Origin of the sequence: Acinetobacter sp. EKM10A, from assembly GCF_011075215.1 — a bacterium.
Classification (GTDB): domain Bacteria; phylum Pseudomonadota; class Gammaproteobacteria; order Pseudomonadales; family Moraxellaceae; genus Acinetobacter; species Acinetobacter baumannii.
This window is the reverse complement of sequence record NZ_JAALLK010000016.1, coordinates 20,325-43,462: the sequence shown is the minus strand read 5'-3', so window position 1 is coordinate 43,462 and position 23,138 is coordinate 20,325. Positions and strand designations below refer to the sequence as shown.

At 35.3% G+C, this 23,138-nt stretch carries 27 protein-coding genes, 2 tRNA genes and 3 pseudogenes; 22 read left to right on the top strand and 10 right to left on the bottom strand.

Going from position 1 to position 23,138, the window contains the following annotated elements; all coding sequences use genetic code 11:
• Positions 1–313 precede the first annotated feature (313 nt).
• Positions 314–643 carry a hypothetical protein gene (locus G9371_RS16205; protein ID WP_000980495.1) on the bottom strand — a complete coding sequence of 110 codons (330 nt, stop codon included), beginning with the start codon at positions 641–643 and terminating at the stop codon, positions 314–316.
• A gap of 441 nt (positions 644–1,084) precedes the next feature.
• Here G9371_RS16205 and G9371_RS16200 point away from each other — a divergent pair, with 441 nt between their 5' ends.
• Together G9371_RS16200 and G9371_RS16195 are read left to right on the top strand one after the other, a co-directional pair.
• Positions 1,085–1,678: a LysE family translocator gene (locus tag G9371_RS16200; RefSeq protein WP_000253377.1), complete on the top strand. Its 594-nt coding sequence runs from the start codon at positions 1,085–1,087 to the stop codon at positions 1,676–1,678.
• A gap of 50 nt (positions 1,679–1,728) precedes the next feature.
• Positions 1,729–1,953 carry a hypothetical protein gene (locus tag G9371_RS16195; protein WP_000825869.1) on the top strand — a complete coding sequence of 75 codons (225 nt, stop codon included), beginning with the start codon at positions 1,729–1,731 and terminating at the stop codon, positions 1,951–1,953.
• A gap of 224 nt (positions 1,954–2,177) precedes the next feature.
• Here G9371_RS16195 and xseB read toward each other — a convergent pair whose 3' ends face one another.
• Both xseB and xseA read right to left on the bottom strand, forming a co-directional pair.
• Complete coding sequence (gene xseB, locus G9371_RS16190; protein WP_000998196.1) at positions 2,178–2,372, bottom strand: exodeoxyribonuclease VII small subunit; 195 nt, start codon at positions 2,370–2,372, stop codon at positions 2,178–2,180.
• Positions 2,365–3,627, bottom strand: a complete 1,263-nt coding sequence (gene xseA / locus G9371_RS16185; RefSeq protein WP_001283239.1) for an exodeoxyribonuclease VII large subunit — start codon at positions 3,625–3,627, stop codon at positions 2,365–2,367. The genes xseB and xseA overlap by 8 nt, the downstream gene beginning before the upstream one ends.
• A gap of 255 nt (positions 3,628–3,882) precedes the next feature.
• On the opposite strand from xseA, the gene G9371_RS16180 reads away from it, so the two are divergent.
• Positions 3,883–3,959, top strand: a tRNA-Met gene (locus G9371_RS16180).
• A 173-nt stretch (positions 3,960–4,132) separates the two neighbouring features.
• Positions 4,133–4,366: a transposase gene (locus G9371_RS16175; protein ID WP_000636785.1), complete on the top strand. Its 234-nt coding sequence runs from the start codon at positions 4,133–4,135 to the stop codon at positions 4,364–4,366.
• 150 nt (positions 4,367–4,516) lie between these two features.
• Here the strand turns inward: G9371_RS16175 and G9371_RS16170 are convergent, their stop codons facing one another.
• On the bottom strand, positions 4,517–5,188 hold the full coding sequence (locus G9371_RS16170) for an XRE family transcriptional regulator (RefSeq protein WP_001185369.1): 672 nt from the start codon (positions 5,186–5,188) through the stop codon (positions 4,517–4,519).
• Positions 5,189–5,788: 600 nt separating this feature from the next.
• On the opposite strand from G9371_RS16170, the gene G9371_RS16165 reads away from it, so the two are divergent.
• Positions 5,789–6,178 carry a hypothetical protein gene (locus tag G9371_RS16165; RefSeq protein WP_029424254.1) on the top strand — a complete coding sequence of 130 codons (390 nt, stop codon included), beginning with the start codon at positions 5,789–5,791 and terminating at the stop codon, positions 6,176–6,178.
• 37 nt (positions 6,179–6,215) lie between these two features.
• Positions 6,216–6,761, top strand: a complete 546-nt coding sequence (locus G9371_RS16160) for a glycoside hydrolase family 108 protein (protein WP_001019685.1) — start codon at positions 6,216–6,218, stop codon at positions 6,759–6,761.
• A 66-nt stretch (positions 6,762–6,827) separates the two neighbouring features.
• On the opposite strand, the gene G9371_RS16155 is transcribed toward G9371_RS16160, so the two are convergent.
• Positions 6,828–7,445, bottom strand: coding sequence for a LysE family translocator (locus tag G9371_RS16155; protein WP_000015976.1), 618 nt, complete (start codon positions 7,443–7,445; stop codon positions 6,828–6,830).
• Between the two features lie 510 nt (positions 7,446–7,955).
• Between G9371_RS16155 and G9371_RS16150 the strand changes: the two genes are divergently transcribed.
• The 3 genes and pseudogenes from G9371_RS16150 to G9371_RS16135 all read left to right on the top strand — a co-directional run bounded on the left by G9371_RS16150 (position 7,956) and on the right by G9371_RS16135 (position 9,696).
• On the top strand, positions 7,956–8,171 hold the full coding sequence (locus G9371_RS16150) for a cold-shock protein (RefSeq protein ID WP_000072673.1): 216 nt from the start codon (positions 7,956–7,958) through the stop codon (positions 8,169–8,171).
• 203 nt (positions 8,172–8,374) lie between these two features.
• A complete protein-coding gene (locus G9371_RS16145) occupies positions 8,375–8,599 on the top strand; it encodes a hypothetical protein (RefSeq protein ID WP_000350299.1) in 225 nt (74 codons plus the stop codon).
• 280 nt (positions 8,600–8,879) lie between these two features.
• Positions 8,880–9,696 (top strand): annotated as a pseudogene (locus G9371_RS16135) (pyrroline-5-carboxylate reductase family protein).
• Positions 9,697–9,851: 155 nt separating this feature from the next.
• Here the strand turns inward: G9371_RS16135 and G9371_RS16130 are convergent.
• The gene (locus tag G9371_RS16130) at positions 9,852–9,971 is read right to left on the bottom strand and encodes a hypothetical protein (RefSeq protein ID WP_001982898.1); all 120 of its coding nucleotides are present in this window, start codon (positions 9,969–9,971) and stop codon (positions 9,852–9,854) included.
• 485 nt (positions 9,972–10,456) lie between these two features.
• Here G9371_RS16130 and G9371_RS16125 point away from each other — a divergent pair, with 485 nt between their 5' ends.
• The 3 genes from G9371_RS16125 (at position 10,457) to G9371_RS16115 (ending at position 12,757) form a co-directional block, all read left to right on the top strand.
• Positions 10,457–10,915, top strand: a complete 459-nt coding sequence (locus G9371_RS16125; RefSeq protein WP_001127325.1) for a hypothetical protein — start codon at positions 10,457–10,459, stop codon at positions 10,913–10,915.
• Positions 10,916–11,208: 293 nt separating this feature from the next.
• Positions 11,209–11,553: a hypothetical protein gene (locus tag G9371_RS16120; RefSeq protein WP_001004676.1), complete on the top strand. Its 345-nt coding sequence runs from the start codon at positions 11,209–11,211 to the stop codon at positions 11,551–11,553.
• A gap of 97 nt (positions 11,554–11,650) precedes the next feature.
• Entirely contained in the window at positions 11,651–12,757 is a 1,107-nt protein-coding gene (locus tag G9371_RS16115; RefSeq protein ID WP_029424253.1) for a minor capsid protein, read from the top strand.
• On the opposite strand, the gene G9371_RS16110 is transcribed toward G9371_RS16115, so the two are convergent.
• Positions 12,752–13,966, bottom strand: coding sequence for an MFS transporter (locus G9371_RS16110; protein ID WP_029424252.1), 1,215 nt, complete (start codon positions 13,964–13,966; stop codon positions 12,752–12,754). The two genes, G9371_RS16115 and G9371_RS16110, sit on opposite strands and share 6 nt — an antisense overlap.
• Positions 13,967–14,077: 111 nt before the next feature.
• Between G9371_RS16110 and G9371_RS16105 the strand changes: the two genes are divergently transcribed.
• The 5 genes and pseudogenes from G9371_RS16105 to G9371_RS16085 all read left to right on the top strand — a co-directional run bounded on the left by G9371_RS16105 (position 14,078) and on the right by G9371_RS16085 (position 17,147).
• Positions 14,078–14,524 carry a winged helix-turn-helix transcriptional regulator gene (locus G9371_RS16105; RefSeq protein ID WP_029424251.1) on the top strand — a complete coding sequence of 149 codons (447 nt, stop codon included), beginning with the start codon at positions 14,078–14,080 and terminating at the stop codon, positions 14,522–14,524.
• An 86-nt stretch (positions 14,525–14,610) separates the two neighbouring features.
• On the top strand, positions 14,611–14,940 hold the full coding sequence (locus G9371_RS16100; RefSeq protein ID WP_001210983.1) for a hypothetical protein: 330 nt from the start codon (positions 14,611–14,613) through the stop codon (positions 14,938–14,940).
• Positions 14,941–15,010: 70 nt separating this feature from the next.
• Positions 15,011–15,115: pseudogene (locus G9371_RS19420) on the top strand (hypothetical protein); the annotation flags it as partial.
• 426 nt (positions 15,116–15,541) lie between these two features.
• Positions 15,542–16,135 carry a DUF4142 domain-containing protein gene (locus tag G9371_RS16090; RefSeq protein ID WP_000644346.1) on the top strand — a complete coding sequence of 198 codons (594 nt, stop codon included), beginning with the start codon at positions 15,542–15,544 and terminating at the stop codon, positions 16,133–16,135.
• Positions 16,136–16,517: 382 nt separating this feature from the next.
• Positions 16,518–17,147 carry a hypothetical protein gene (locus G9371_RS16085; RefSeq protein ID WP_029424248.1) on the top strand — a complete coding sequence of 210 codons (630 nt, stop codon included), beginning with the start codon at positions 16,518–16,520 and terminating at the stop codon, positions 17,145–17,147.
• Positions 17,148–17,287: 140 nt separating this feature from the next.
• Here the strand turns inward: G9371_RS16085 and G9371_RS16080 are convergent.
• The 3 genes and pseudogenes from G9371_RS16080 to cysS form a co-directional block, all read right to left on the bottom strand.
• A pseudogene (locus tag G9371_RS16080) lies at positions 17,288–17,554 on the bottom strand (site-specific integrase); the annotation flags it as partial.
• A 197-nt stretch (positions 17,555–17,751) separates the two neighbouring features.
• A tRNA-Gly gene (locus tag G9371_RS16075) sits at positions 17,752–17,827 on the bottom strand.
• 63 nt (positions 17,828–17,890) lie between these two features.
• On the bottom strand, positions 17,891–19,312 hold the full coding sequence (gene cysS / locus G9371_RS16070; protein WP_029424246.1) for a cysteine--tRNA ligase: 1,422 nt from the start codon (positions 19,310–19,312) through the stop codon (positions 17,891–17,893).
• A gap of 213 nt (positions 19,313–19,525) precedes the next feature.
• Here cysS and G9371_RS16065 point away from each other — a divergent pair, with 213 nt between their 5' ends.
• From G9371_RS16065 to lptB, 5 genes are read left to right on the top strand one after another with little or no spacing between them, the layout of a single operon-like run.
• Positions 19,526–20,503 carry a KpsF/GutQ family sugar-phosphate isomerase gene (locus tag G9371_RS16065; RefSeq protein ID WP_001133554.1) on the top strand — a complete coding sequence of 326 codons (978 nt, stop codon included), beginning with the start codon at positions 19,526–19,528 and terminating at the stop codon, positions 20,501–20,503.
• Between the two features lie 3 nt (positions 20,504–20,506).
• Positions 20,507–21,046, top strand: coding sequence for a KdsC family phosphatase (locus G9371_RS16060; protein WP_000179337.1), 540 nt, complete (start codon positions 20,507–20,509; stop codon positions 21,044–21,046).
• A 37-nt stretch (positions 21,047–21,083) separates the two neighbouring features.
• Complete coding sequence (gene lptC / locus G9371_RS16055) at positions 21,084–21,632, top strand: LPS export ABC transporter periplasmic protein LptC (protein WP_000381220.1); 549 nt, start codon at positions 21,084–21,086, stop codon at positions 21,630–21,632.
• On the top strand, positions 21,616–22,164 hold the full coding sequence (gene lptA, locus G9371_RS16050; protein WP_000554244.1) for a lipopolysaccharide transport periplasmic protein LptA: 549 nt from the start codon (positions 21,616–21,618) through the stop codon (positions 22,162–22,164). Before lptC ends, lptA begins: the two co-directional genes overlap by 17 nt.
• A complete protein-coding gene (gene lptB, locus G9371_RS16045) occupies positions 22,164–22,910 on the top strand; it encodes an LPS export ABC transporter ATP-binding protein (protein ID WP_001183458.1) in 747 nt (248 codons plus the stop codon). The genes lptA and lptB overlap by 1 nt, the downstream gene beginning before the upstream one ends.
• Positions 22,911–23,138 lie beyond the last annotated feature (228 nt).

Here is a 23,138-nt window from a genome sequence, read left to right as displayed (position 1 = left end):
AATTCTAAAAAGACAGTAAAACCTTAAGAAGAGATACCTAAAAACAAAAAATAAAATTTGTTTGGATATAATACTTTTGGCTAATTTTTTAATGTATGAAAATTAGGCAAATTATTAGTGTGAACTTTAAGGGCACACGTAATGGAAAACATTGAACAGTACGCTCACGGAGCTGAGCATGAAGTCCACGTACACTGCAAACGATCATTAAGCACTTTAATACTGAGTTTGTTTGTATTAATTGCAACTGGTCGATAAAGAAGAAGCACCCACGGGTGCTTTTTCTGTATGACTTGACTATGGGTGGATTAAATTAAGAACCTGTAAAGCCGCGGCGCTTTTTGTAGGCTTTACGATCATAAGAGGGAATATTGGACTTTTGAAGATCAATAGCCAATTGTTTTCTGCGTTGAAATTGCACTTCATTTAAAAGCGCATCATAGATTTTAGGTCGGTCAGTTTTAAACTTTTCTACATCCAGTGGAATCTTACTTTCCTCTTTAACAATATACAAAACTGAACCATTGGCATTGGTTTCATATACTGTCCAACCAACCCGTACTGTATAGAGGCCGGTTTTCTGATCCTTTCCTAAATAAGATTTAAAACCATCGGGATGAGGGCGTACATAAGCATTCATCATGCATCCTCCATCAACTATTTAATTCGATGAAAGCGGCGATCAATGAATTGATGGGAACGATACATCTATTCAGTAAAATCACGATTTTCATGTGTATATATATTGATCAATTTGATAATTTCAAGCTATGTAATTTTTCTTTTTTGTGGGATGAAAAACGTGAGAATTTGTCTAAAAAAGATACAAAAATAACCACTTCATTTTTATAGATAAATTAAGTCTATTTTTAACTTAAATTTGGTTTTTTTAAAATTTATGTGACGTATTTTGCAAATTTAAAATTGAATAATTTATAGTGAAGCTTGAGTTCATTTTTTATTAATAATTTGATTTTAAAAAATAAAAAATATTTGTAATATTTCTTGTTACAACGATTTTGTCGACAATACAGGATTGTTTTTGACATATTTCGCCTAGCGTAATCAATAGAGTTTTTTGCCTATGGTGTCATTTTTATTTATTGGACTTGTAGTCACTATTTTGTTGACTCCAGGACCAACAAATACATTATTAGCCTCGGCTGGTATACAAGCAGGGGTAAAGCATTCTCTTAAGTTGATTCCGGCAGAGGTAATAGGTTACCTGATCGCAATTACCTCATGGGGTGTTTTACTTGAATCGGTGTCTCATTTCATTCCATGGCTTCCAGCCATATTAAAGCTGATGAGTGCGGGCTTTATACTCTATCTTGCTTTTAAACTCTGGATGACATCGTCTGAAGATATTAATTTAAACCGACCGCTTATTACACCAAAAGCTTTATTTCTTGCGACACTTTTAAATCCGAAAGCTTTACTTTTTGCTTCAGCGATTTTTCCACATGCAGCGTGGGAAGTTCCTCATTTATATTTTATTCACATTGTTGTCTTTTTATCTTTAATTACCCCAATTGCTTTTTTATGGATTATGTTTGGTACAGTATTAATCTCAAATAAAGTCACTTGGTTAAATCAACGTAACTTACAACGTATTGCTGCATTTATTTTAACTTTTTTTGCCATGCCAATCGGCTATTCAGCGATTAGCTCATTTTAGACCTAACAAATTAATTTATATTAAAAAATTTAATATACAGGAGTTTTTTCATGAAGAGATTAAAAGTTGTTATTAAAGATCAGTTTGACCAAGAAAGTATTGCTTTAGCAAAGGTTAGACCTGCGAACGATCAGAAATTAGAGCTGTATAAAAGTGTAGAGCATATCGAAATTGATGACGATATTATTCTACCGAATATGGATTTACTCTATGAAAATCCAAAAGATGGAAAAATTTATAAATTAGTCGGCCCGTTTAATGAAGATGAATTATAGAGGGGCGAAGGAAAATTGATTTTTTCATCTGTTTTAGTGTTGCTTAAAATAAAAGCAAACTAACGTATAGACACAATTAAAATCTTGAACACCAAGAGGTCCTTATGGGACTATGTTTTTGCAAAAATGTGACCTAATCCACATTTTTGTATTTCAGGACTAAGTGGTGTTCACTAAGCCCATTTCTTCAATGAGAAGTAGAAATGGGCTTTTTTTATGGAAATTTATTCTTTAAAAGTTTCATCTAAAGCTTGCTGGACTGCTTCAATGCGAGATTTGCAAGCTTTATAAGCACCAATGGATTCTTCAACAATCTTCATCAAATTATCAATATCCGGGCTTTCCTGAGATTCAAGTAATTCGGCATTTCGCTTTAAAATGTCATGACCTTCTTTAAAAGTCAGTTCTTTATCATTCATTTGGAATTACCTCGGTAATATTAGCGTTAATTGCTCCATCTTGCATATCAACAGTAATGGTAGAGCTTGTGATTTGGTGAATGGAACGAATTGCTTTGCCTTCTGATCTTACAATTGCATAACCTTTTGCTTGAATCTGTTTCGGGTTTTGCAAGAGAATTTCTCGCATAAGGGATTCAGTTTGCGACAAAGAAAATTTAACTTGTTGCTGTGAAACAAATTGAATGCGTTCCTTTATCTGCTCAAGGAACTGGTGAGCTGAATTAAGCTGAGCTTGGGCAGAGGATTTAATATGTTGTAGATATTGATCACTCTTACTTTGATAGGTCGTAATTTGATGTTGAGACAAGAGTTTGATTGTTTGCAGGCTGTCTACAGCTTCCTGTACACGTTCAACAATATGGTTGCGAATACCCGCAATCACTTTACTTGGAGTATCAAACGAACGGTGTGCAATCTCGTCAAGGATAGTACGATCTTTTTCATGTCCAATACCGACCCAAATCGGCACGCTGCGTTTACAGAGTAGAGCTGCAAGCTCATAATCATTTAAGTAAGCTAAGTCATTTACAGCGCCACCCCCGCGAATAATTACAATCAGGTCGGGTGGAAAGTTAAAATTATTTGCCCATTGTTTTAAACCTGTTGCCAACGACTCCATAAGACTGACGGCAGCCGTATTTCCCTGAAAGGTCGCACTTTGATAAACAAAATGACAAACCCTATTTCGCTCAAGAGCATCCGCATCCTTTTTAAAGTCACCTAAACCCGCAGCATTTTGAGGAGCAATAACTAATACATTTTGTATATCAAAAGGAGTAGGGAGAAGTTTGTTCTTATGTATTAACCCTTCTTGAGTTAAACGTTCTACAATTTGTTGATAACGTTTTGCAATTTCTCCAAGTGTAAAACTTGAGTCTATTTCTTCAATATTGACTGAAAATCCATATTGCGGATCGAAACGCGCTCTAATTTTGATTAAAACGTTTAAATCACTAGCTAACTCAATACCTGTTTCACGTTCAAACTTGAGAACAATTTTACTTGCTGAAAATTTCCAGATGGTCGCTTTACAGCTTGCAATGACCTTGTCGGTGTCAGCATCTTTTTCTGCAAGCTCTAAATAATAATGTCCACCTTTAACATTTAAATTCCGAATTTCCGCTCTCACCCATACAGGCTCGTCAAAAGTCAGGCGTATGACTTCCTGCACTGTACCGAGATATTCACTAAGAGAGAGCTGAGGATCAGACATATAAACTATAAATGATGGGTTGAAACTAGATAGTATAAAAGCTACCCAAGCATGGCAATTGTTGTCTATGAATAACGGGTTCTGTTTAAAATAAATACAACAATTTAGAGCGTTAAAATTGAAATTGAGGGGGCTTATTTAATTTGAGCGGATAAAAAGAAAAATTAATAAAAAGATAATTCTTAATAATTACAACCGATTAAAAAATAAAGTTTGCTTTATAAAATATATAAGCGTATAAAGCTTACTTCCAATTGCGGGGTGGAGCAGTCTGGTAGCTCGTCGGGCTCATAACCCGAAGGTCGTTGGTTCAAATCCGACCCCCGCATCCAAAATATTATGCTCTGTGATGTACTACTTTTCATGATACGAAATCATGGAAAGCAATTAGCTTATAAATAACCCTATATCAAGCTAAATATTAAATTCTAGACGAATTGTCCATACCTTAAATCTAGCGTTCTAATTAAATACCGTTAAATCACATGAGCTCAGTGATGAGTGAATGATTGTGAATATAGTAAATGAGTGGCAAATCGCCACAGCCGTAAATGGCAATGAAATTAATGTGAGGATTGTTCCTCACGTCCGTAAGCAAAACTCGCTTGATGGTTATCGTTGGGTTGAGGTTGGAAAGAAAATTCAGCTTCAAACTGGTGAAGAAATTGAGTTAAACCAAGACGGAAAAAGCTTTTATGCTGGGTTTAATCAACTTTATCGTTTAAATACATATTGTTGATAAAATCATGGTAATAAAGCAAAAAAACCTATCCCTTTTAAAGGAGATAGGTTTTTTTATATCAAGAAGAAAGTTAATAATTAAAGTTATAAAAAGACGAAAGTGATGAAAAAGGTCTTATTATTATTTTAGCTATATTTAATAACTAAATTAGCCCGCTCTCCAGAACTGACGCCCCATGACCTTAAAGTTTTTACCGTTCTCTTCGGTGACACGTCGGTCTCTAAATTTTTCATTTAAACTATGCAAAATTAAAGAGCCATCTGCCTCTTTAAAAATTTGTTTAATCATGCCTTCACCAGCAAAATAAACGGCATAGATTTCACCATCAATTACTTCTGTTTGAGAAATATCAATACCGACCAGATCACCATCTTTGATGTAATCGGTCATACTATCGCCCTTAGCTTTGATAATACGCATGCATTCCTGAGCAACACGTTTTTCTTTAAAGAATGAAGCGGGGAAAGGAATTTTCCCATTAATTGCATCAAAATGAAATTCGATTGATTCGCCTGTACCACAAGAAAAACTCGCTTCAACTACTTCGATCCAGACATATTGGTCTGCTGCATCGTTATTCACGACAGTAGGACTAAATACATCACTTTCTCTAAAAGAGTCTTCTGAGTTTCCTGTAGTAAGCCAATAAGCATCTACACCTAAAAACTGTGCAATGAGTGGAAGAAAAGCAGATTTTAAATTCTTCCCCGATTCTAAAGCTTGATAAGCAGGCTGAGACATCTTTACTGCTTCAGCAACCTCTGCCTGTGTTTTTTTAGCTTTAATCCTTGAATCTTTTAAACGGTCTTTAAGAGCCATAATGATCGCACCAGCTAACTTATAACAAATATATAACTTAAGTTATATTTAGTAAAACAACTATAGTTATTGACTAATAATAACTATAGTTATAATATCAGTTATAAGGGCATATTGATAGAACGAAAATAATATTTTATTTGAAATTGATTTCTTAATTTTATCAATACCTTATTAAGAAAGTAACGATTATTCTGCCTCACTGGACGACAGAATATAAAAATGGCGATAGTCGATGAGTGGTTTGTAAAGACTATTAAAAACAAGAAATGGAATAAAAAAAGCCCGATTCCGTGGATCAGGCTTAATGTTCGTCGATAAAGGGTATCAAGAACATGAAGAATCTAACAAAGAATTTAATGCGTCACAAAAGTTTCCGATATACGGCAACCTGTTATCTCAACTTTTTGGTCAAAAAAGAGAGGTTATCTAGCGGTGCAGTTTTACTGAGGCTTATGTCATTCATAGCGGTTTAAAAAGAACAAGAGCGACTAGATTAAATCTGTGTACATAGCAGAGTTAGATATAAAAATATGAAAAATAACAAAGCAGTAGCCATGATTATTTTTCAAAAAATTACACTTTAGGCAGGATTAAATTATGGAAAATTTTTTAACTTCAAATGGGCTAGCTGCCGCTTTTAACCTTTATGGCACTGTCATGATGGTGGCTTTAGCAGTGAGCTTAGTTGTTGCAGTAGTTTTAATTATGCGCTTTCCACGTTCACCTCAAGAATGGGTCGTTGGTTTGATTTGTACGGTTGTTTCAAGCTTGACTGGTGGCTCATTCATTATCATGAAATGGAATTTACATGAGTGGGTGACAGATATATGGGGAATGATCACTTTAGGTGGATTCTTCTTTATTTGTGGCTTACCTGGTTGGGCAATTGTGAGGTGGATATTTAATTTCATTAATAGACAAGAAGGAAAAACCATTGTTGAAGTCATGAAAGATCTAAAAAAAGCGAAAGATGATATCCAAAGCTAATAGCTGTTTGGCCCTAATAAAGATGAGGACAACTCTTATGAATATTGAACAATATTTAGATGCACTAATAAAACGCGAAGGTGGCTATGTAAATGATCCACTTGATCATGGGCATGCGACTAAATTTGGAATTACACAAGCCGTTGCTCGTAGTTATGGTTATCAAGGTGCAATGGAGAATTTAACGTTAGAGACAGCCAGAGAAATTTATAGGAATCAATATTGGCTTGAGCCGCGATTTGATCAAGTTAATTTGATCAGTGCACTTATTGCTGAAGAGTTATTCGACACGGGTGTGAATTGTGGCATTAGTTTCACAAAACCACTTTTACAACGTGCATTAAATTTATTGAATAGGCAGGGCAAAGAAGGCTGGGTAGACCTTAAGGTAGATGGTGAATATGGGCCAGCCACTTTGCAGGCTTTAATAAAATATATTAAAAACCGTGGTAAGGAAGGTGAAAAAGTGCTGGTACGGCTTCTTAATATTATGCAAGGCCAACGCTATATTGAAATTACGGAAACAAATCCGAAGCATGAGCAATTCTTTTATGGATGGCTTGCTAATCGTATCAGCTTATAAAAAAGCCAACTTGCTAAAGCTATTGAGTTATAGCCTTACAAGTTGGCTCACTTTCATAAAATAGTTTTATTGAGTAATAAGTAAAACTGCTAAAAGAAAAAATATACAACCACTGACTTTATTGAGCTTAGAAAAATTATTTCCGGCAAGCATCTTCTCTTTGAATATTGAGGAAAAGTTGGCATAAACTAAATGAATTAAAAATCCGATCAAGCAGAATGTTAAAGATAAAACCAAAAACTGATTTAATATTTCTTTTTTAATATCAATAAACTGTGGAAAAAGGGCAATAAAAAAGACAATTGTTTTGGGATTAAGTAGTGAGGCAAACAACCCTTGATAGAAAAGCTTTGATTTCTTTATACTTTTTTGATTATGTTCAGTTTCTAATAAGTCTTGAGTTGGGGATTTTCTAATAAAATTTTTATAGCCTAAGTACATTAAGTAAAAGGCCCCAATAAATTTTAAAGCAGTGAAGATAGTAGGGTTGCTAGTAATAATAAGTCCGACACCGCTTGCAGAAATCACAGCGATAATAAACATACCAATAATTAAACCACTAATGCCAAATAAAGCTGTTCTCACACCATAATTTATTGAATTTGTTACTGTAAATAAAACGCCTGGGCCTGGGCTTGATAAAGTAAGAAAAGCAATGGTTATAAAAACTAAAAGACCGCTCACGTTGATACTTCCTGTTTATCATCAATATGTTAATTGCATGTCTACTTTAAAGCAGAATAGAAATTATGTATACAGACAAGTATGTATAATTTATAAAAAAGTAAATTAATAGGATAATATTTGAAAGTTCCTACACAATCTTATTTTTAAATTATTTGAAAATTAAAAATCCAATGCTTTAAAAAGCATTAAATATGTTTAATTAATATATAGATACAGTGTTAGAAAACTATATTTAAATATCATTGAAAATCAGTTAGAAAGTTAGAATTTGATACCTTTGTATTCAATAAGAAATGAATTAATTAAGATATCGATTGCAATTCGTTAAGAAGCGTGTATAGTCAACACTAACTACAAAAATATTCATGTTACCCAAAGTCTCTCTTTTCGCAGTTTTATTTATAATCCTCCGTATATTTTTAGATATTTAAGTAGAATGTGTATTTTTTAGTTCTATTGGTTTGCCCAATAATAAATGATAATGTTTTTAAAAGTTAGGATTAATTTATGTCTAATACTACTGGTACAGTAAAATGGTTTAATGAAACTAAAGGTTTCGGTTTTATTCAAACTGATGAAGGTAAAGATGTTTTTGCACATTTTTCTGAGATTCAAACACAAGGCTTTAAAGTTCTTTTAGAAGGTCAGCGTGTTCAGTTTACTGTAACACAGGGTAAAAAAGGCCCACAAGCTTCGAATATCACAATTGTGACGAATGCTTAAACTAAAGTAATTTGATGATTTTAGACGATTTGATCTGTAGTGATTTGCTCAATTAAACGGCTCTAATCATCAAGATAGTTAAAAAACCCACTTCTTCCTTTGTGGGTTTTTTATATGAATAATTAAACAAGTTGATTATTTGTTTTATATAATATAGAAATTAGAATTGTGTTGTATAAGTTGAATTTATAACTGGTATAAAAATGGATATTTGTATTGGCGGTATTTTAAACGGTAAAGTAAGAAAGAATAATGAAAATTATTTCTCTATAGGAAACCCTCATTCAGATGATGTAACGGAATATCACAAGCAATATTTCCATTTGGATGGAAAGCTTTTATCATTTTGGGTGTGTAATGAAATTAATTTTCAAGAAGCCTCCAGAATAGCTGAAAGTTTCTTTAAAAAAGAACAAAGTTTTTATTAAGTAAATTTTAATTAAAATACTTTAAGTCTGGTAAGTCTATTTCTTTAATGAGATAAGCTAAAAATTATTTTTAATTACATATTTTTAACAATTTAGATTAATTTGTTATTCATAAAGTCATAAGTAAAGAGTAATCTTAGCTCAGAATTTAAAATCGTTGTAAAATTAAACTTAACATTCATGAAAATTTATTAAATTTTTCTTGTCTTAACGGTGCATGACTTACGTCATAAATAATATTTCTTTTTGTAGTATATCTAAAGGAAGGAAATAATTCTAAATGTTGAATATAGTACAGCCTAATATTTGCTTCATTGGTAGCAGTAATTTGTCTTTAGCTTTAATTGGAGGTTTAGTTTTAAAAGGCTTTCAAAGAGAAAAAATTAATCTAATAGAGGAAGTCAAATTTGAGAATCAAATCATTCTAAAGCAAAAGCAACATGAGGTGAAAAAGGCAGATATAGTTGTTCTATTACTAGACCCAAAAGACTTAAAGGCTATACTGGCGCCCATTAAAAAAATGGTTAGCTGATAAAACTATTGTGTCGATGATGGCCGGAGTTAATATTAAACAATTAATGAGTATTACGGGTTCAAAAAAAATTATCAGAGTCATTTCTAATCCTCCTGTATTAACTTATACAGGTACCCATGTGTTAATTGGTTCAGACTATTTAGAGCCTTTAGATAAAGAAGTGATAGAAACAATTTACTCAGCAACAGGGCGAACCTATTGGGCAAATTCAGAATCCCAAAGTGACGCGATTATTGCTTTATCGGGTTCAGGACCAGCTTACTTCTTCTATATTCTCGACAGTATGGTGAAAACAGGGGTGTCTATGGGGCTAGATAAGCAATTTGCTTTAGATCTAATACTTCAAGCTGCATCAGGCGCTGTAGAAATGGTTCGTAAAAGTAATGTTCAGCCTAGTGAGTTATGTGGCAAGGTCACATTAGCGAATGGTATTACAGAGTCTGCATTACGAATGTTTGAATTGGGCAACCTCTCTGATGATATTCGGTTGGCTTTAAAAGCAGCTTACCATCGTAGTAAAGAAATAAGCTTAGAAATTAATGCAGAAATTACGAGACACTAGCTTTGGTTGATTGCAAAGTACCTTCCAAATATTAACATCTTATATTTGGAAGGTATTTTTTAACCACCCTGGTTTAGCCGTATAAAGGTAAAGCAAACATTATCTTTCAAAGAACCATCAAAACGGCTACTTTAAAAATTAATTATTAGCTCAAGTTATGGAATTTGTAGGAAATACTCCCAAATAATAAAACCTAAGCCGAACCCTAGCATTGAATAGAGGGTAATAATAAATAGTACAAAACTAGCTTTATTTTTCTTTCTTAAAAAACTCATGTTAGCTACCTCGTGTCTAGATAGTTACTATCATGAAGAAAGGCAAGGTGTAATCATAGATACAGAATTTTTTCAAAAAAATATAACAGATGGGTAGGTGTTATAACCTCATCTTTAATTAAGTTTTTCTTCAAATTTATGACTGAAAAAAGACTAAAGTATGGTGAATCTAGAAGCATGAGAGGTACTTATAAAAATTATTTCTACATTGTTTTTTAATGATAATTTATTACTCATGTTGTGTGAAAAATAATCATTTACAATTGAAAGAAAATATTTCTAATTAGTTAAAAGTATTAAATAAAATTGTGAAACATTTAACATTAGTTTGACTATTTGTGTTCCTTTATGGTGCAATTTTACATAATATGGGTAGTTCTTACATTGTTTTAAATTTATTTGCACTCAATTACAATTAAGTCTTCATAATCAGAAGATGAATTTTTTTATTTTCAATTATTTATAATAATATTGAGGAGGAAGAAATGCCAAAGTATTTAGCTATAGCGGAGAAAGTATACAAGGAAATTAAAAAAGATAATTTATTTACTGAAGATACCATTCAAAATTTAAATTGTTTAATTAGCTTGATTCGCAAAGCAATTAAAGGTACTGAGTTCAAACTTAAGTACAATTTTATAAATTTTGAAGAATGCTTAAATCAATTTAATAAAGAAAAATCAGTGCATATTGATTTAAGTCTTATGCCCAAGTTTAAAAATGAAGATGAATTCATTTTGTGGCTTGCAGGCTTTATTGAGCGAATGACAATTGGAGGGAAAGAGAAGCTTCCACCAATTTCAAACTATATTCCAAAAGGCTTTAAAATTGATCAAGCCGAAATTCCTGTGGCTGCTGAACCAAGCAAAGAAGAAAATGCTGAGATGATTATTAACTACTTTAAATCTGAGGATTTCATTAAAAATAATAAAATATCCTCTTAAATATAGAAGTATTTGTCCACCTTACTTCTATATCTGGCTGATAATATTCAGCTACCGCCTTCTGGGGCGGTTTTTTTTATTTAACAAGCTTAAATGATCAGCATATAAAACTTATCAAAAATGTCAGTAAATATGGAAATGTTTTATAAAGAATTAATAATGACATAAAAAATAATAAGTTGGAGATTATATTGTTATTTTTATTAAAATATTTTTCACATAAAAATAATCTTAAATTACGTATAGAAACATTTACTGGTACATAATTTCCAAAAAAATAGGATGATGAAGAGATGAATGAGAATGCTGAACTCATTAAATATTTAGATATTGCCGAAAATGTATACGAAAATATGTATGAAAAGTACCAGATTACGGATAACCCTGTAACCAATCTCAATAGAGTGATGGCAGAAATTAGAAAAGAAGCCGAACAAAATGATTTAAAGTTAAAATATACCAAAATTGATTTTGAAGAATGTTTAACTAAGCCCCTTTCTGAAAGAGAGATAAAAGTTGACTTAAGTCTACTTCCTCGTTTTGAGTATAGAGATGAATTTATTTTATGGCTCACTAATTTTATTAGAAATATTAGTGTGCAAAAAAAGTTCGTAAAACAAAAGTACTATTTTAATTAGCTTTATAAACTTTTTAACTACTCAAAACTATTAATAAATTTTATAGAACAGCGATATAAAAAGAAAAATAAAGTGCACCTTTGTAGAGGTAACTTACATGAAGAATATTACTGAAAAATCACTTTTTGATGTTTTCACCCAGCATCAAGCTTATCTCTACCGAGCATCATCACGATCGGTAAATGAACTTTATAAGTTTTTTAATAGTGAAACGATGGATATGCTTGATCGGTTAAGCAATTTAATGAAAGAGCTGAATGAAACTGAGAGGTTTGCTCTTGCTGGTGGTGAGTATACAACTCAGCATCTAAAAAACATTCAACTTGTTATTTCGAACTGGTTTAATTCAATTAGCACTGTTTTACCGGAAATTTTTACTCACTCGGCAATTGCTTTGGCTATATATGAGTCAAACTATATGGCCAAACTATTTGGTAAGGTTATTAAAGATTTAGAGGGAGAGCAGCTTTATCAGTCAATAAAACGAGTGCCTTTGGCTGGCGGTGCCTTGGTTGATGAATCCTTAGCTCAAATTGGTGAAAATGCCCTTCAACGCATAGAATATGCTATTCGGGATGGTATGAATACCGGAATGACGCCTCAGCAAATCATCAAACGTATTACGGGTACAAAACGCCTTAAGTACGAAGATGGATTGCTCAACAGTACCAAAATCGATATTGAAAGAATTATTAGAACGCTACGTAGCCATATATCAAATCAGGTCTATTTATATAACTTCAAAAATTTTAATTTTGAATATGTAAGGTTCGTGAGTGTTTTAGATGGCAGGACTTCTAAAATCTGTGCAGCCGTTGATGGTTCTATTTGGAAACTGAATGACTCGGCGAAAAGAGTGCCACCTTTGCATCCAAATTGCCGAAGTATTCTGGTTCCCGTAAGTAAGGATGGAAGGCTTATTGGGAACAGATCTTTCGTTATGGATGAAAGAAAAGTACGAGATATTCCTAAAGATGAGCGGACTCAGTTAATGGGTCAAATAGACGCAAATATTTCCTTCAAAGAATTTTTTAATCTGACCGATAATTTTTTCCAAAAAGAATGGTTAGGCCCTAAACGTTATAAGTTATATAAAGAAGGGCAATTTGATTTTGATAAATTTTTTGATCCAAAGGGGCGGCTCTATACTTTGGATGAATTGAGAGAATTAGATGAACGAACTTTTAAAATACTTGGGTTATAGCTTCATCGTTCTCCACCAAAATAATAATGCCAATAAACTCACACATGCGCCTAGACTACATACGCCGAGCCATCCTGCATAAGCATAAGTCGCTGTTGTGCTGATTGCACCCAGTCCACTACCTATTGCATAAAAGAGCATGTATAGACCAACAAGACGACTATGTGCTTCTGGGCGAGTACGAAAAATCATACTTTGGTTGGTCACATGCAGGGCTTGTCCACCTAAGTCGAGCAATACTATGCCAATCATCAGCGCCCAAAGCGAGTAGGTCATGAGTGAAAGCGGCCACCATGCGAGCAGTAATATCAACAGTGCTGCCAAGCTTGTGCGCTGAGCATATCCGCGGTCGGCCCATTGGCCAGCACGAGTGGCGGCTAGAGCACCGATTACACCGAACAGTCCAAAAGACCCAATTACAGTATGCGAAAAGTTATAGGGTGGTGCACTTAACGGTAGTACCAATGCGCTCCAGAAAATATTAAATGCCGCGAACATGAATAAGGCTAATACACCGCGTATTTGTAGGACTTTTTCTTGGCGCAGTAGCTTTAACATAGAAGCTAGAAGTTGCGGGTAGCGCATGGTAACAGGCTGAACATTTAAATGAGGGAGTCGTCTCCAAAGTGGTAAGGCAATCATGAGCATAATGATAGCTGCGCAAAAGTACACGCCGCGCCAACCCGCTATATCACTTATTCCTCCTGAAAATACACGGGCAAGCAGTAACCCAATGAACACACCGCTCTGTGCAGTACCGACCACATGCCCTTGCTCATGTGGGGCCGCAGCACTTGCAGCATAGGCAATAAGTCCTTGTGTCATAGCTGTGCCGAGTAGACCCACCGCAAGCATTCCTGTCAAAAGAACAATTGTAGAGTGGGCAAAGGCAACCATTAGCAATGCAGATATTAAAGCCAGTAACTGTATAGCCATTAACCGACGCCGATTTATAAAATCACCCAATGGCACTAAAAACACGAGGGCAAGTGCACAACCTATTTGAGTGGCTGTAACCACACCACCAATGGCGGCATGACTAACATTAAAGTCACTCGCCAAGATGACGAGCAAAGGCTGTGCATAATAGACATTTGCTACGCTTGCACCACTTGCTATAGCAAATAGCAAAACTACGCTACGAGGTAGGTTCGAATGCGTTTTATTGTTATCTACTGAAGACGTTGAAGATACAAGGGAGGCTTTCATTATTCTAAATCTATCCAATCTAGTTTTAAAATGCAACTAGTTGAATGTTAGATCAACTGGTTTTAAAATGCAACTAGATATCTTATTACTGATTATTGGTAAGGAAACTCAATGGCTAACTCTATATTGATGAAAGAAGAACCTTGTCCTGTTGCACGCTGCGTCAATCTCATAGGAGATCGCTGGTCACTGCTTATTGTGCGCGATGCATTTGACGGAATGCGCCGTTTTGGAGATTTCCAGCGGAGCTTAGGCGTTGCACGAAATATTCTTTCTGACCGGCTAAAAAAGTTGGTGGAAGCAGGTGTTCTCGAAATGCAAGATGCTTCAGATGGTACGGCTTATCAGGAATATGTGTTGACCACTAAAGGGGAGAGTTTATTTCCTGTGATTGTTGCTCTACGTCAATGGGGAGAACACAACTTATTCGAAAGTGGCGAGCGCCATTCTCTGTTAATTGATAAAAATACAGGTCAACAAATTCCATTTATGGTGCCAGTCGCGGCAGATGGAAAAGTGCTAAAAGCCTCTGATACTCAAGTGCAAAAGGTGAAATAAAATAAGAGAATAGAAAAATTAACCTTTTTTAACTTAAATTTTGGGAGATTAATTGCTAACCTTGCGCGTCAAATTAAGGTGAGATTATGAGATTTATATTCCTCTTTATAAGCGCAATTTCAATTCAATGTTATGCAGCATCGGAAGCGATGGAGCTTCATTACTGTGAAACTGTGAAAAAAGCAGCGAGTGGCGTGATGGATGCTAGACAACATGAAGTGCCAGCTAAAGAGTTACATGACATCGCCAATCATCTTGAAGAGCAACAAGCCAAACAACTTTATCAAGAGCTGATCAAATCTGCATATTCTTCAAAGCTATTTGAAGACCCTCTCATTAAGTCAAAAGCTGTCGAGAATTTCCAAACCACTTGGCATGAACAATGTTTGGCAAAAGAATTGGCTAAAAATATGTGAGTGTTAGGGGGAAATGGCTAGCTTAGGTTGGAAGATAGAACTTTATTTCTTACTTATCTCTTCACTAACACTGGCTAAGCGCGGTAAAGAAGGAGAGAAGGTATTAGTTCGAGTTCTTAATATCATGCAAGGCCAACGTTACATTGAAATCTGTGAACGAAATCCTACCCAATAGCAATTCTTTTATGGTTGGATCGCTAACCGCGTTTCACTATGAAGGTTCTGATTTCGCTGTGTATTTTACTTTCAGGTTGCACAGCTCGTACGATATCTACAAAAGTGCATGTCACTGTTTGTGTGCAGTGTGTGAATTAAAGTCTTTAGGAGAACGCTTTTTTATAGATGGGTGAATAAGTTAAATTGGTTTAAATTTTCTTTAAATATATTTAATTTTAGCTTTAGTATCTATAAGTTAATATAACGAGCTTTATTGTTATTTTCGTAAAAATAAAAAATAAAAATTTTTTTAACTTAATGTTTTTTAAAATTATATATATTTTATATTTACATTAATAAGATTGGATACAGAGGCATGATTCATTATTAAATTTATATCATCTATAAGTAGAAATACTCATGAATTAAGTTAAAGGATATTGGTATGAAAGCTATTTTAACGAAGAAAATTATTAGCTGTATCGCAATTAGTGGTGTTTTAAGCTTCAGTGCATTTGAGATTATGGCAGCGAATCAACAAACTATAAATGATGGGAAGAATCACTCTAAAATATTAAATGAAAACCATGAAAATTTGACTGATAGTCAAATTTTCAAGATATTAAGTACAGCTAATAATAGTGAAATTAAGCAGGCAAAAACTGCATTGCCAAAACTAAAAATGGATGAAGCTAAGAAATATGCTGAAATGATGATTAAAGAACATTCAGCCAATGAAAAAAATGCACAAGCGTTGGCAAGTCGGTTACAGTTGATTTCACAAACCAGTAATCTTAGTAAATCATTGCAAAATGATAGTGATAAAATTGTTAGTAAGCTTAATCAAATAACATCAGATACTGATAAAAATTATATGATGAGTCAAGTTAAAGTTCACCGTAAAGTTTTGACGATAATTGATAAGCAGTTAATACCAAACACGAAAAGTTCTGAATTAAAAAATATGCTCGTACAAACACGTGATGCTGTTGCGAAACACCTAAAAGCAGCTGAAGATATATTTAAAAATATGAAATAATATAATTATTTTCTTTTAAAAATACATTTAAAAAGCCTAGTATTAATTAACTAGGCTTTTTTAAATTGCATATACATAAAATCATAATTTCCTGCAGGACAGTGTAAAACTAGAATGTTATGGGTAATGTTTAATCTAGCGAAATATAATGATTATGGGGTAAAGGATGATATAATTGTGATGTCTATTTGAATAAGAATTTTTATTGATGAGAAATAATTTCTTTAATGAATAACATCTCCTTACTTAATAGGGGTATTTATGAAACATAACTAACCTAAAGGTGAATTATAATAATAATTGTCAAGCATACTTCAAAAGTTCTTTTAATATTCTAGCTCTTTTGAAAGACACTAGATTTTAAAATATAGGGAGTAAGAAAATGGTAAATACAAAACAATCAAATTCAGTTGGTAATCATACGACTCAAAAAGAGCCATCTTCTAATGGTAATGTATCAAATAGCAAACCATTACAAGACATTTCATCCACAATTGATAATGCTCGTCCAGATTTAAACTCTCCACCGACTAATAACAATCATGTACCCGATATGAATGAAGGGGGAGAGAATTTGGTTGCTACAGGTGCAGGAACTTTGGGAGGAGCGGCGGTAGGTGCTGCATTTGGTGTTGTTGGCGGCCCTCCAGGTGCTGTTGTTGGGGGGATTATTGGTGGTGTGGTAGGGGCAATAGCAGGTAGTGATATAGCTCAAACAAATAATCAAAAAGATGATAGTAATGACTGGCAAGAAGAAGATAATTATTGGCGAGAAAACTATAAAAAAATGCCATATTATACTGAAAACAAGAATCTAGAATATGATCGTGATTATCGGGCGGCTTATCGTTTAGGTTATGAAAATCGTGTAGATAATAATGCAGAAATTAATTTTTCCGAGGTTGAATCTAAATTGAAAACTAAATGGGAGCAAGTTAAAGGCAGTTCACGTTTACAGTGGGAGGAAGCTAAATTTGCTGTAGAAGATGGATTGAAAAAAATTCATCCTTAAGTCATTTAATATTTAGAAAGTCTCCTCAATGGGGAGACTTTGCGATAATATACTTTTAAGCTAATTTTTAATTTCAATATCAATAAAAACTTAATGATGGGTTTAATCATAAAATATTAATTATATTTTCATTATTCTTTTTTCTTTAGGCATTTAAGTATTTGAACAATTAAGCGGGCACTCTTCATTTTTCTGCCTTCTTCTTGATAGTACTGTTCAAAAAGGGCATAGAAGGAGATATGGATTTTTTCAGACTCAGGATTAGCCTGTTCAGATTGTAATTCTAATAATTTTTTAGCGGCCCATTGTTCACACTCATTCGCTGTATCTCGAGTAGCCGTATAACGTTTGCCTAGATAACGAACAGTGATGCGCCACGCGTCCCCGCACTTAATCGGTTTTTGCATAATAACACTCCAAATTTCATGGTGTCGCCGCGACCCCAAAATTCGCGAATGTCTAAAAGACATCCACTTTTTTTGGTGTCGCAACGGAAATATAAAGCGTTTTTTAATGCGAATTTTGACTATTTTGAGTAGTCAAAGCCAACCAATAGCTAATAAAAAACCACCTAATTCTTTCGAATTAAGTGGTTTTTGAATTTTGGAGCGGGAAACGAGACTCGAACTCGCGACCCCAACCTTGGCAAGGTTATGCTCTACCAACTGAGCTATTCCCGCAATGTGAGCACATTATAGAGTGTTTCATTAAAGTGTCAACACTCTTGTGATCTAATTGAACGTTTAATCAGCACGACGCCAAACTGTACCTTGGCGAGTGTCTTCAAGAACTACGCCTTGCTCAAGTAAAGACTGACGAATGCTATCTGCTTTAGCAAAGTCTTTTGCTTTTTTCGCATCAACACGTTGTTGAATGAAATCTTCAATTTCCGCATCAGACAAAGCAAGCGCATCTTGTCCAATATCTGATTTTAAGAAATCGTCTACATTGTGTTGTACCAAACCTAAAATGTTAGTGAGGTGACGTAATGTCGAATAAAGCACAGTCGCTTGGTCAGCTTGCTCTTCTTTTACAGCACGGTTTAACTCTTTGTTCAGTTCAAACAATACAGCCATTGCTTCGGCAGTATTGAAATCGTCACACATTGCATTGTTAAAGCGTTCAACAAAGCTTTGATCAAGCGTTTCAGTTGTCGTTTGACCATACACTTGTTGATAAGCTTTAAATGAATGATAGAAACGAGTTAAAGATGTTTTTGCCTCTTTAAGTGCTACATCAGAGAAGTTCACAGGGCTACGATAGTGTGAAGACACAATAAAGTAGCGGATTACTTCAGGGTGGAATTTCTCCATTACGTCACGAATCGTAAAGAAGTTGCCTAAAGACTTAGACATCTTTTCACCATCAACGTTAATAAAGCCAACATGCATCCAGTAGTTTACATATTGCTCACCAGTCGAAGCTTCACTTTGCGCAATTTCATTTTCATGGTGCGGGAACATTAAATCTGAACCGCCACCATGAATGTCAAAGTGATTGCCTAGGCAGCAAGTCGACATTGCAGAACATTCAATGTGCCAACCCGGGCGGCCATTACCCCAAGGAGATGCCCAAGACGGTTCATTTTCTTTTGCATGTTTCCAAAGTACAAAGTCAAAAGGATGTTTCTTTTCAACTTCTACATCAACACGCTCACTTGCACCAGCTTGCATGTCATCAAGCTTACGGCCAGAGAGACGACCATATTTTTCAAATTTGGTGACTTCAAAATAAACATCACCGTTTGAAGCAGGGTAAGCAGCGCCTTTATTCACCAGATTGCCAATCATGTTTTGCATCTGGTCAATATATTCAGTCGCTTTAGGTGCTTCATCTGGTGCTAAACAGCCTAAGTTCGCTGCATCTTCATTCATGGCGTCGATGAAACGCGTGGTGAGCTGTTGGATTGTTTCACCATTCTCATTCGCACGTTTGATGATTTTGTCATCAATATCGGTAATGTTGCGAATGTAGCGGACTTTCCAGCCTTGACTACGCAAAAAACGGATAATGTAGTCAAATGCAACCATAACTCGAGCATGCCCGATATGACAGTAGTCGTAAACGGTCATACCGCAGACGTACATATCGATGTGACCTTCTTTGCGAGGTACAAATTCAACTTTTTTTCGTTGCTCAGAGTTATATAAAACAAACGGTTGCATAAGGGTTTTCAAACACTCAACAAAAATAGTGTTACATCATAACTGATGCATCATTTTTAACAAAGTTTTATGCATGAATTTTATAAGCTTGTGAAATCTTATACATTTAAAAACGTGTAACTGATTGAGTTATGCTAGAATGCCCCCAAATCTTTTGATTAAAATCACCGATCTCAACCAGAGATCAGATCAATTATTTTGAGTCAAACTCGTATGCCTAATCCTACAGATTTCCAAAGCAGTGCATTAGCGACATTGCGTATTGAGCAACAAGCCATAGATGTATTAGCAACACAAATTGATGACCGTTTTAATCGTGCTTGTGAAATATTATTACAATGCAAAGGTCGTGTTGTGATCACAGGTATGGGTAAATCTGGGCATATTGGCCGAAAAATGGCAGCGACATTTGCTTCGACAGGCACGCCGTCTTTCTTTATGCATCCTGGCGAAGCAGGGCATGGCGATTTAGGAATGCTGGTTCGTGGTGATGTACTTATTGCAATTTCCAACTCGGGGAAAAGCGATGAAATCATGATGTTAATGCCACTCATTAAGCATCTTGGTGTACCTCTTATTACGATTAGTCGTGATGATAAAGGCCCAATGCCGCAAAATGCAGATATTGCTTTAACTCTAGGTGAGTCTGACGAAGCATGCCCTTTAGGCTTGGCGCCTACTTCAAGTACGACAGCGACTTTGGTTTTAGGCGATGCTTTAGCAGTTGCTTTACTTGAAGCTCGTGGTTTTACTGCTGATGACTTTGCTCGTTCGCATCCAGCAGGTGCGTTGGGTAAGCGTTTACTATTACATGTAAAACATTTAATGCATACAGGCGACGAGTTACCGAAAGTTTCACCTGAGACTCCAATGAATCAAGTGCTTTACGAGATCTCAAATAAGCGTTTAGGCTTGACAACAATTGTTGATGAACAAGACCATCTACTTGGTATTTTTACAGATGGGGATTTACGTCGTCTCATCGATAAACAGCAAGGGTTTGATGTAAATTTACCTGTGTCTGAAGTGATGACAAAGAAACCGTCAACGATCTCTCAAGAAGCACGAGCTGTAGAAGCTTTACAACAACTTAACCAGAAGAAAATCAGTCAGTTTGTAGTAGTCGATGACCAGAACAAAGTAATTGGTGTAATTAGTATGCATGACCTTATTCAGGCAGGGGTGAATTAATCAATGGCATCGTATGCATTGTTAGAACAAGCACGTCATTTGCAGGCATTGGTTCTGGATGTTGATGGTATTTTAAGTGATGGTTTTGTGACATTAACCAACACGGGCGATGAAATTAAATCATTCGACATTCGTGATGGTTTGGGTATGAAACTTGCGCAACAAGCGGGTATGAAAGTCATCATTATTACTGGACGAAAAAGTAATATCGTTGAAAAACGCATGTCCGATTTAGGTGTCGATCTGGTTTTCCAAGGCCGTGAAGATAAAGGCTCGGCGCTACGTGAAGCGTGTGCACAGTTTAATATCCTGCCTTCAGACTGCTTATACATGGGTGATGATTGGCCGGATCTTTCAGCATTTGCCATTGCCGGAATGAGTGTTACTGTTCCAAACGGACATGAAGAAGTGCGCCGTCGTGCGGATTTGGTAACACAGGCGATGGGTGGCCGTGGAGCTGTGCGTGAAGTTTGTGATATGTTGCTGATCGCAAAAGGCATTTACCAAGAACTTCTTGAAAAATATCTTGCAGTACCGCATTAATAACAAGATTACTTAAAAAGGTAGGCTATTCCTGCTCATGGATACCAGAGTTTTATATATTGTTGCTGTAGTGGTTGCTGCTGTGAGTGGTGGTTACTACTACTATAGTGGCAAGGCAAAAAAACTGGACATTGGTTCGGCGAAGAATATGACTTATTCGGCGCAGGGCGTCCATTTGACTCAAACTGATGACAAAGGCAATTTGTATATTCGTGCTGAAGTTCGTCAGCTTGAACAGGATATGCAACAAAAAACGTCAAAGTTGGATCAACTCAATGCCACTATGTATAAATTAGGTAAAGTTGATGCAACATTCTTTGCTAAACAAGCTTATGGATATGATGATAATCAAAAGGTTGTGTTATCGGGTGATGTGGTAGCCACTAAGCTGGCACCGCAAGGAACCATTGAGTTTCAAACCGATGAATTAACTGGTTATCCAAAAACTAGAGATATTGAAACTAATCATCAAGTGACAGTTCAGTCTCCACAAGGCGAGTTTGTGAGTAAAGGACTAAAAGCCAATTTGAATAATGGTCAGTACGAATTTTTTAATATTCGAGGAAAGTATGCACCAAAGTCTTAATTTAAAACGTTCTTCAGCTTTCCTAAAACAAGCTGCGGTAATTACATTCGTTGCTTTATCATCTGCTTCGACTTTTGCTTTGCCGTCTGACCGTAATCAACAAATTTCATTAGTGGCAGACCGAGCAACTTATAATGAAAAAACCGGTTTGACGACTTATACGGGTAATGTCGTGATTGAGCAGGGCACCATGAAGCTTCAGGCTGACTCAATTGTGGCTACGCTAAACTCTAAACGTGAAATTCAAACGATCACTGCTAAAGGTAGACCGTCTAAGTTTCAGCAACAAATAAGTGCTGATAAAGGTATTGCACGCGGTGAAGGACAAACGATTGTTTATAATGCAGATACAGGCATTATTACCTTGTCTGGCGGTGCATATTTATACCAAGATGGTTCAAGTATTCGCGGTAACACCCTGAAATATAGTATGAATAAGGGTGATGTTGAAGCTCAAGGTTCTTCTTCAAACCGTGTACAAATCATTATTCCACCTTCAAGTTCAAAAAGTTTCCCAGGAGCGCGTGACTAATGCAGCAAGCTCTTCAACAACCGCAAACTTTGTGTATTAAACACTTAGCAAAAAACTATAGTAAGCGTTGGGTTGTCAAAGACGTCTCTTTTAGTATGCAAAGTGGACAGATTGTTGGTTTGCTTGGTCCTAACGGCGCTGGAAAAACCACCAGTTTCTATATGGTGGTTGGACTAGTGCGCATGGATAAAGGTGAGATTCATCTTGATGACTTGGATATGTCAGACCTAGCGATGCATGAACGTGCACGTAAGGGTATTGGTTATTTACCTCAAGAAGCTTCTATCTTTAGAAAATTGACGATTGCTGAAAATATTATGTCGATCTTAGAGACGCGTAAAGATTTGAATAAACAGCAACGTCAGCAGCGCCTTACTGAGTTATTAAATGACTTTAAAATTAGTCATATTAAAGATTCATTGGGAATGAGTGTATCTGGTGGTGAACGTCGTCGTGCAGAAATTGCACGTGCTTTGGCCGCAGATCCAAAATTTATGCTTCTGGATGAGCCGTTCGCGGGTGTTGACCCAATTTCAGTAGGCGATATTAAAGATATTATCCAGACCTTAAAGGATCGCGGTATTGGTGTCCTCATTACCGATCACAATGTTCGTGAAACTTTAGCAATCTGTGAACGTGCTTATATTGTAAGTGAAGGCTCGGTAATTGCCGAAGGCACACCACAAGAAATTTTAGACAATGAACAGGTACGTAAAGTCTATTTAGGTGATGATTTCACAGTTTAATTAAAGACATTAATCTGTTTGGTTAAAAAGAGGTCAAGGCCTCTTTTTTTATTTTTTAGTATTTTATAAATAAAAACAAATACATATATCAATCATTTAATGAAAAAATAATGTGTGATTTATTCCATCAATTATGCTGCTTTAGGTGAAAAACTATGTAGAATGTAGAAGCTTTTAAACGATAACAAACAAGATCAACAAGATAAGCATGATTGGATATAACCAAAG

Bases quoted from the DNA above. Each gene is read 5' to 3' on its own strand.
- G9371_RS16205 (WP_000980495.1), bottom strand. From the start codon at position 643: ATGATGAATGCTTATGTACGCCCTCATCCCGATGGTTTTAAATCTTAT.
- G9371_RS16200 (WP_000253377.1), top strand. From the start codon at position 1,085: ATGGTGTCATTTTTATTTATTGGACTTGTAGTCACTATTTTGTTGACT.
- G9371_RS16195 (WP_000825869.1), top strand. From the start codon at position 1,729: ATGAAGAGATTAAAAGTTGTTATTAAAGATCAGTTTGACCAAGAAAGT.
- xseB (WP_000998196.1), bottom strand. From the start codon at position 2,372: ATGAATGATAAAGAACTGACTTTTAAAGAAGGTCATGACATTTTAAAG.
- xseA (WP_001283239.1), bottom strand. From the start codon at position 3,627: ATGTCTGATCCTCAGCTCTCTCTTAGTGAATATCTCGGTACAGTGCAG.
- G9371_RS16175 (WP_000636785.1), top strand. From the start codon at position 4,133: ATGATTGTGAATATAGTAAATGAGTGGCAAATCGCCACAGCCGTAAAT.
- G9371_RS16170 (WP_001185369.1), bottom strand. From the start codon at position 5,188: ATGGCTCTTAAAGACCGTTTAAAAGATTCAAGGATTAAAGCTAAAAAA.
- G9371_RS16165 (WP_029424254.1), top strand. From the start codon at position 5,789: ATGGAAAATTTTTTAACTTCAAATGGGCTAGCTGCCGCTTTTAACCTT.
- G9371_RS16160 (WP_001019685.1), top strand. From the start codon at position 6,216: ATGAATATTGAACAATATTTAGATGCACTAATAAAACGCGAAGGTGGC.
- G9371_RS16150 (WP_000072673.1), top strand. From the start codon at position 7,956: ATGTCTAATACTACTGGTACAGTAAAATGGTTTAATGAAACTAAAGGT.
- G9371_RS16145 (WP_000350299.1), top strand. From the start codon at position 8,375: ATGGATATTTGTATTGGCGGTATTTTAAACGGTAAAGTAAGAAAGAAT.
- G9371_RS16130 (WP_001982898.1), bottom strand. From the start codon at position 9,971: ATGAGTTTTTTAAGAAAGAAAAATAAAGCTAGTTTTGTACTATTTATT.
- G9371_RS16125 (WP_001127325.1), top strand. From the start codon at position 10,457: ATGCCAAAGTATTTAGCTATAGCGGAGAAAGTATACAAGGAAATTAAA.
- G9371_RS16120 (WP_001004676.1), top strand. From the start codon at position 11,209: ATGAATGAGAATGCTGAACTCATTAAATATTTAGATATTGCCGAAAAT.
- G9371_RS16115 (WP_029424253.1), top strand. From the start codon at position 11,651: ATGAAGAATATTACTGAAAAATCACTTTTTGATGTTTTCACCCAGCAT.
- G9371_RS16110 (WP_029424252.1), bottom strand. From the start codon at position 13,966: ATGAAAGCCTCCCTTGTATCTTCAACGTCTTCAGTAGATAACAATAAA.
- G9371_RS16105 (WP_029424251.1), top strand. From the start codon at position 14,078: ATGGCTAACTCTATATTGATGAAAGAAGAACCTTGTCCTGTTGCACGC.
- G9371_RS16100 (WP_001210983.1), top strand. From the start codon at position 14,611: ATGAGATTTATATTCCTCTTTATAAGCGCAATTTCAATTCAATGTTAT.
- G9371_RS16090 (WP_000644346.1), top strand. From the start codon at position 15,542: ATGAAAGCTATTTTAACGAAGAAAATTATTAGCTGTATCGCAATTAGT.
- G9371_RS16085 (WP_029424248.1), top strand. From the start codon at position 16,518: ATGGTAAATACAAAACAATCAAATTCAGTTGGTAATCATACGACTCAA.
- cysS (WP_029424246.1), bottom strand. From the start codon at position 19,312: ATGCAACCGTTTGTTTTATATAACTCTGAGCAACGAAAAAAAGTTGAA.
- G9371_RS16065 (WP_001133554.1), top strand. From the start codon at position 19,526: ATGCCTAATCCTACAGATTTCCAAAGCAGTGCATTAGCGACATTGCGT.
- G9371_RS16060 (WP_000179337.1), top strand. From the start codon at position 20,507: ATGGCATCGTATGCATTGTTAGAACAAGCACGTCATTTGCAGGCATTG.
- lptC (WP_000381220.1), top strand. From the start codon at position 21,084: ATGGATACCAGAGTTTTATATATTGTTGCTGTAGTGGTTGCTGCTGTG.
- lptA (WP_000554244.1), top strand. From the start codon at position 21,616: ATGCACCAAAGTCTTAATTTAAAACGTTCTTCAGCTTTCCTAAAACAA.
- lptB (WP_001183458.1), top strand. From the start codon at position 22,164: ATGCAGCAAGCTCTTCAACAACCGCAAACTTTGTGTATTAAACACTTA.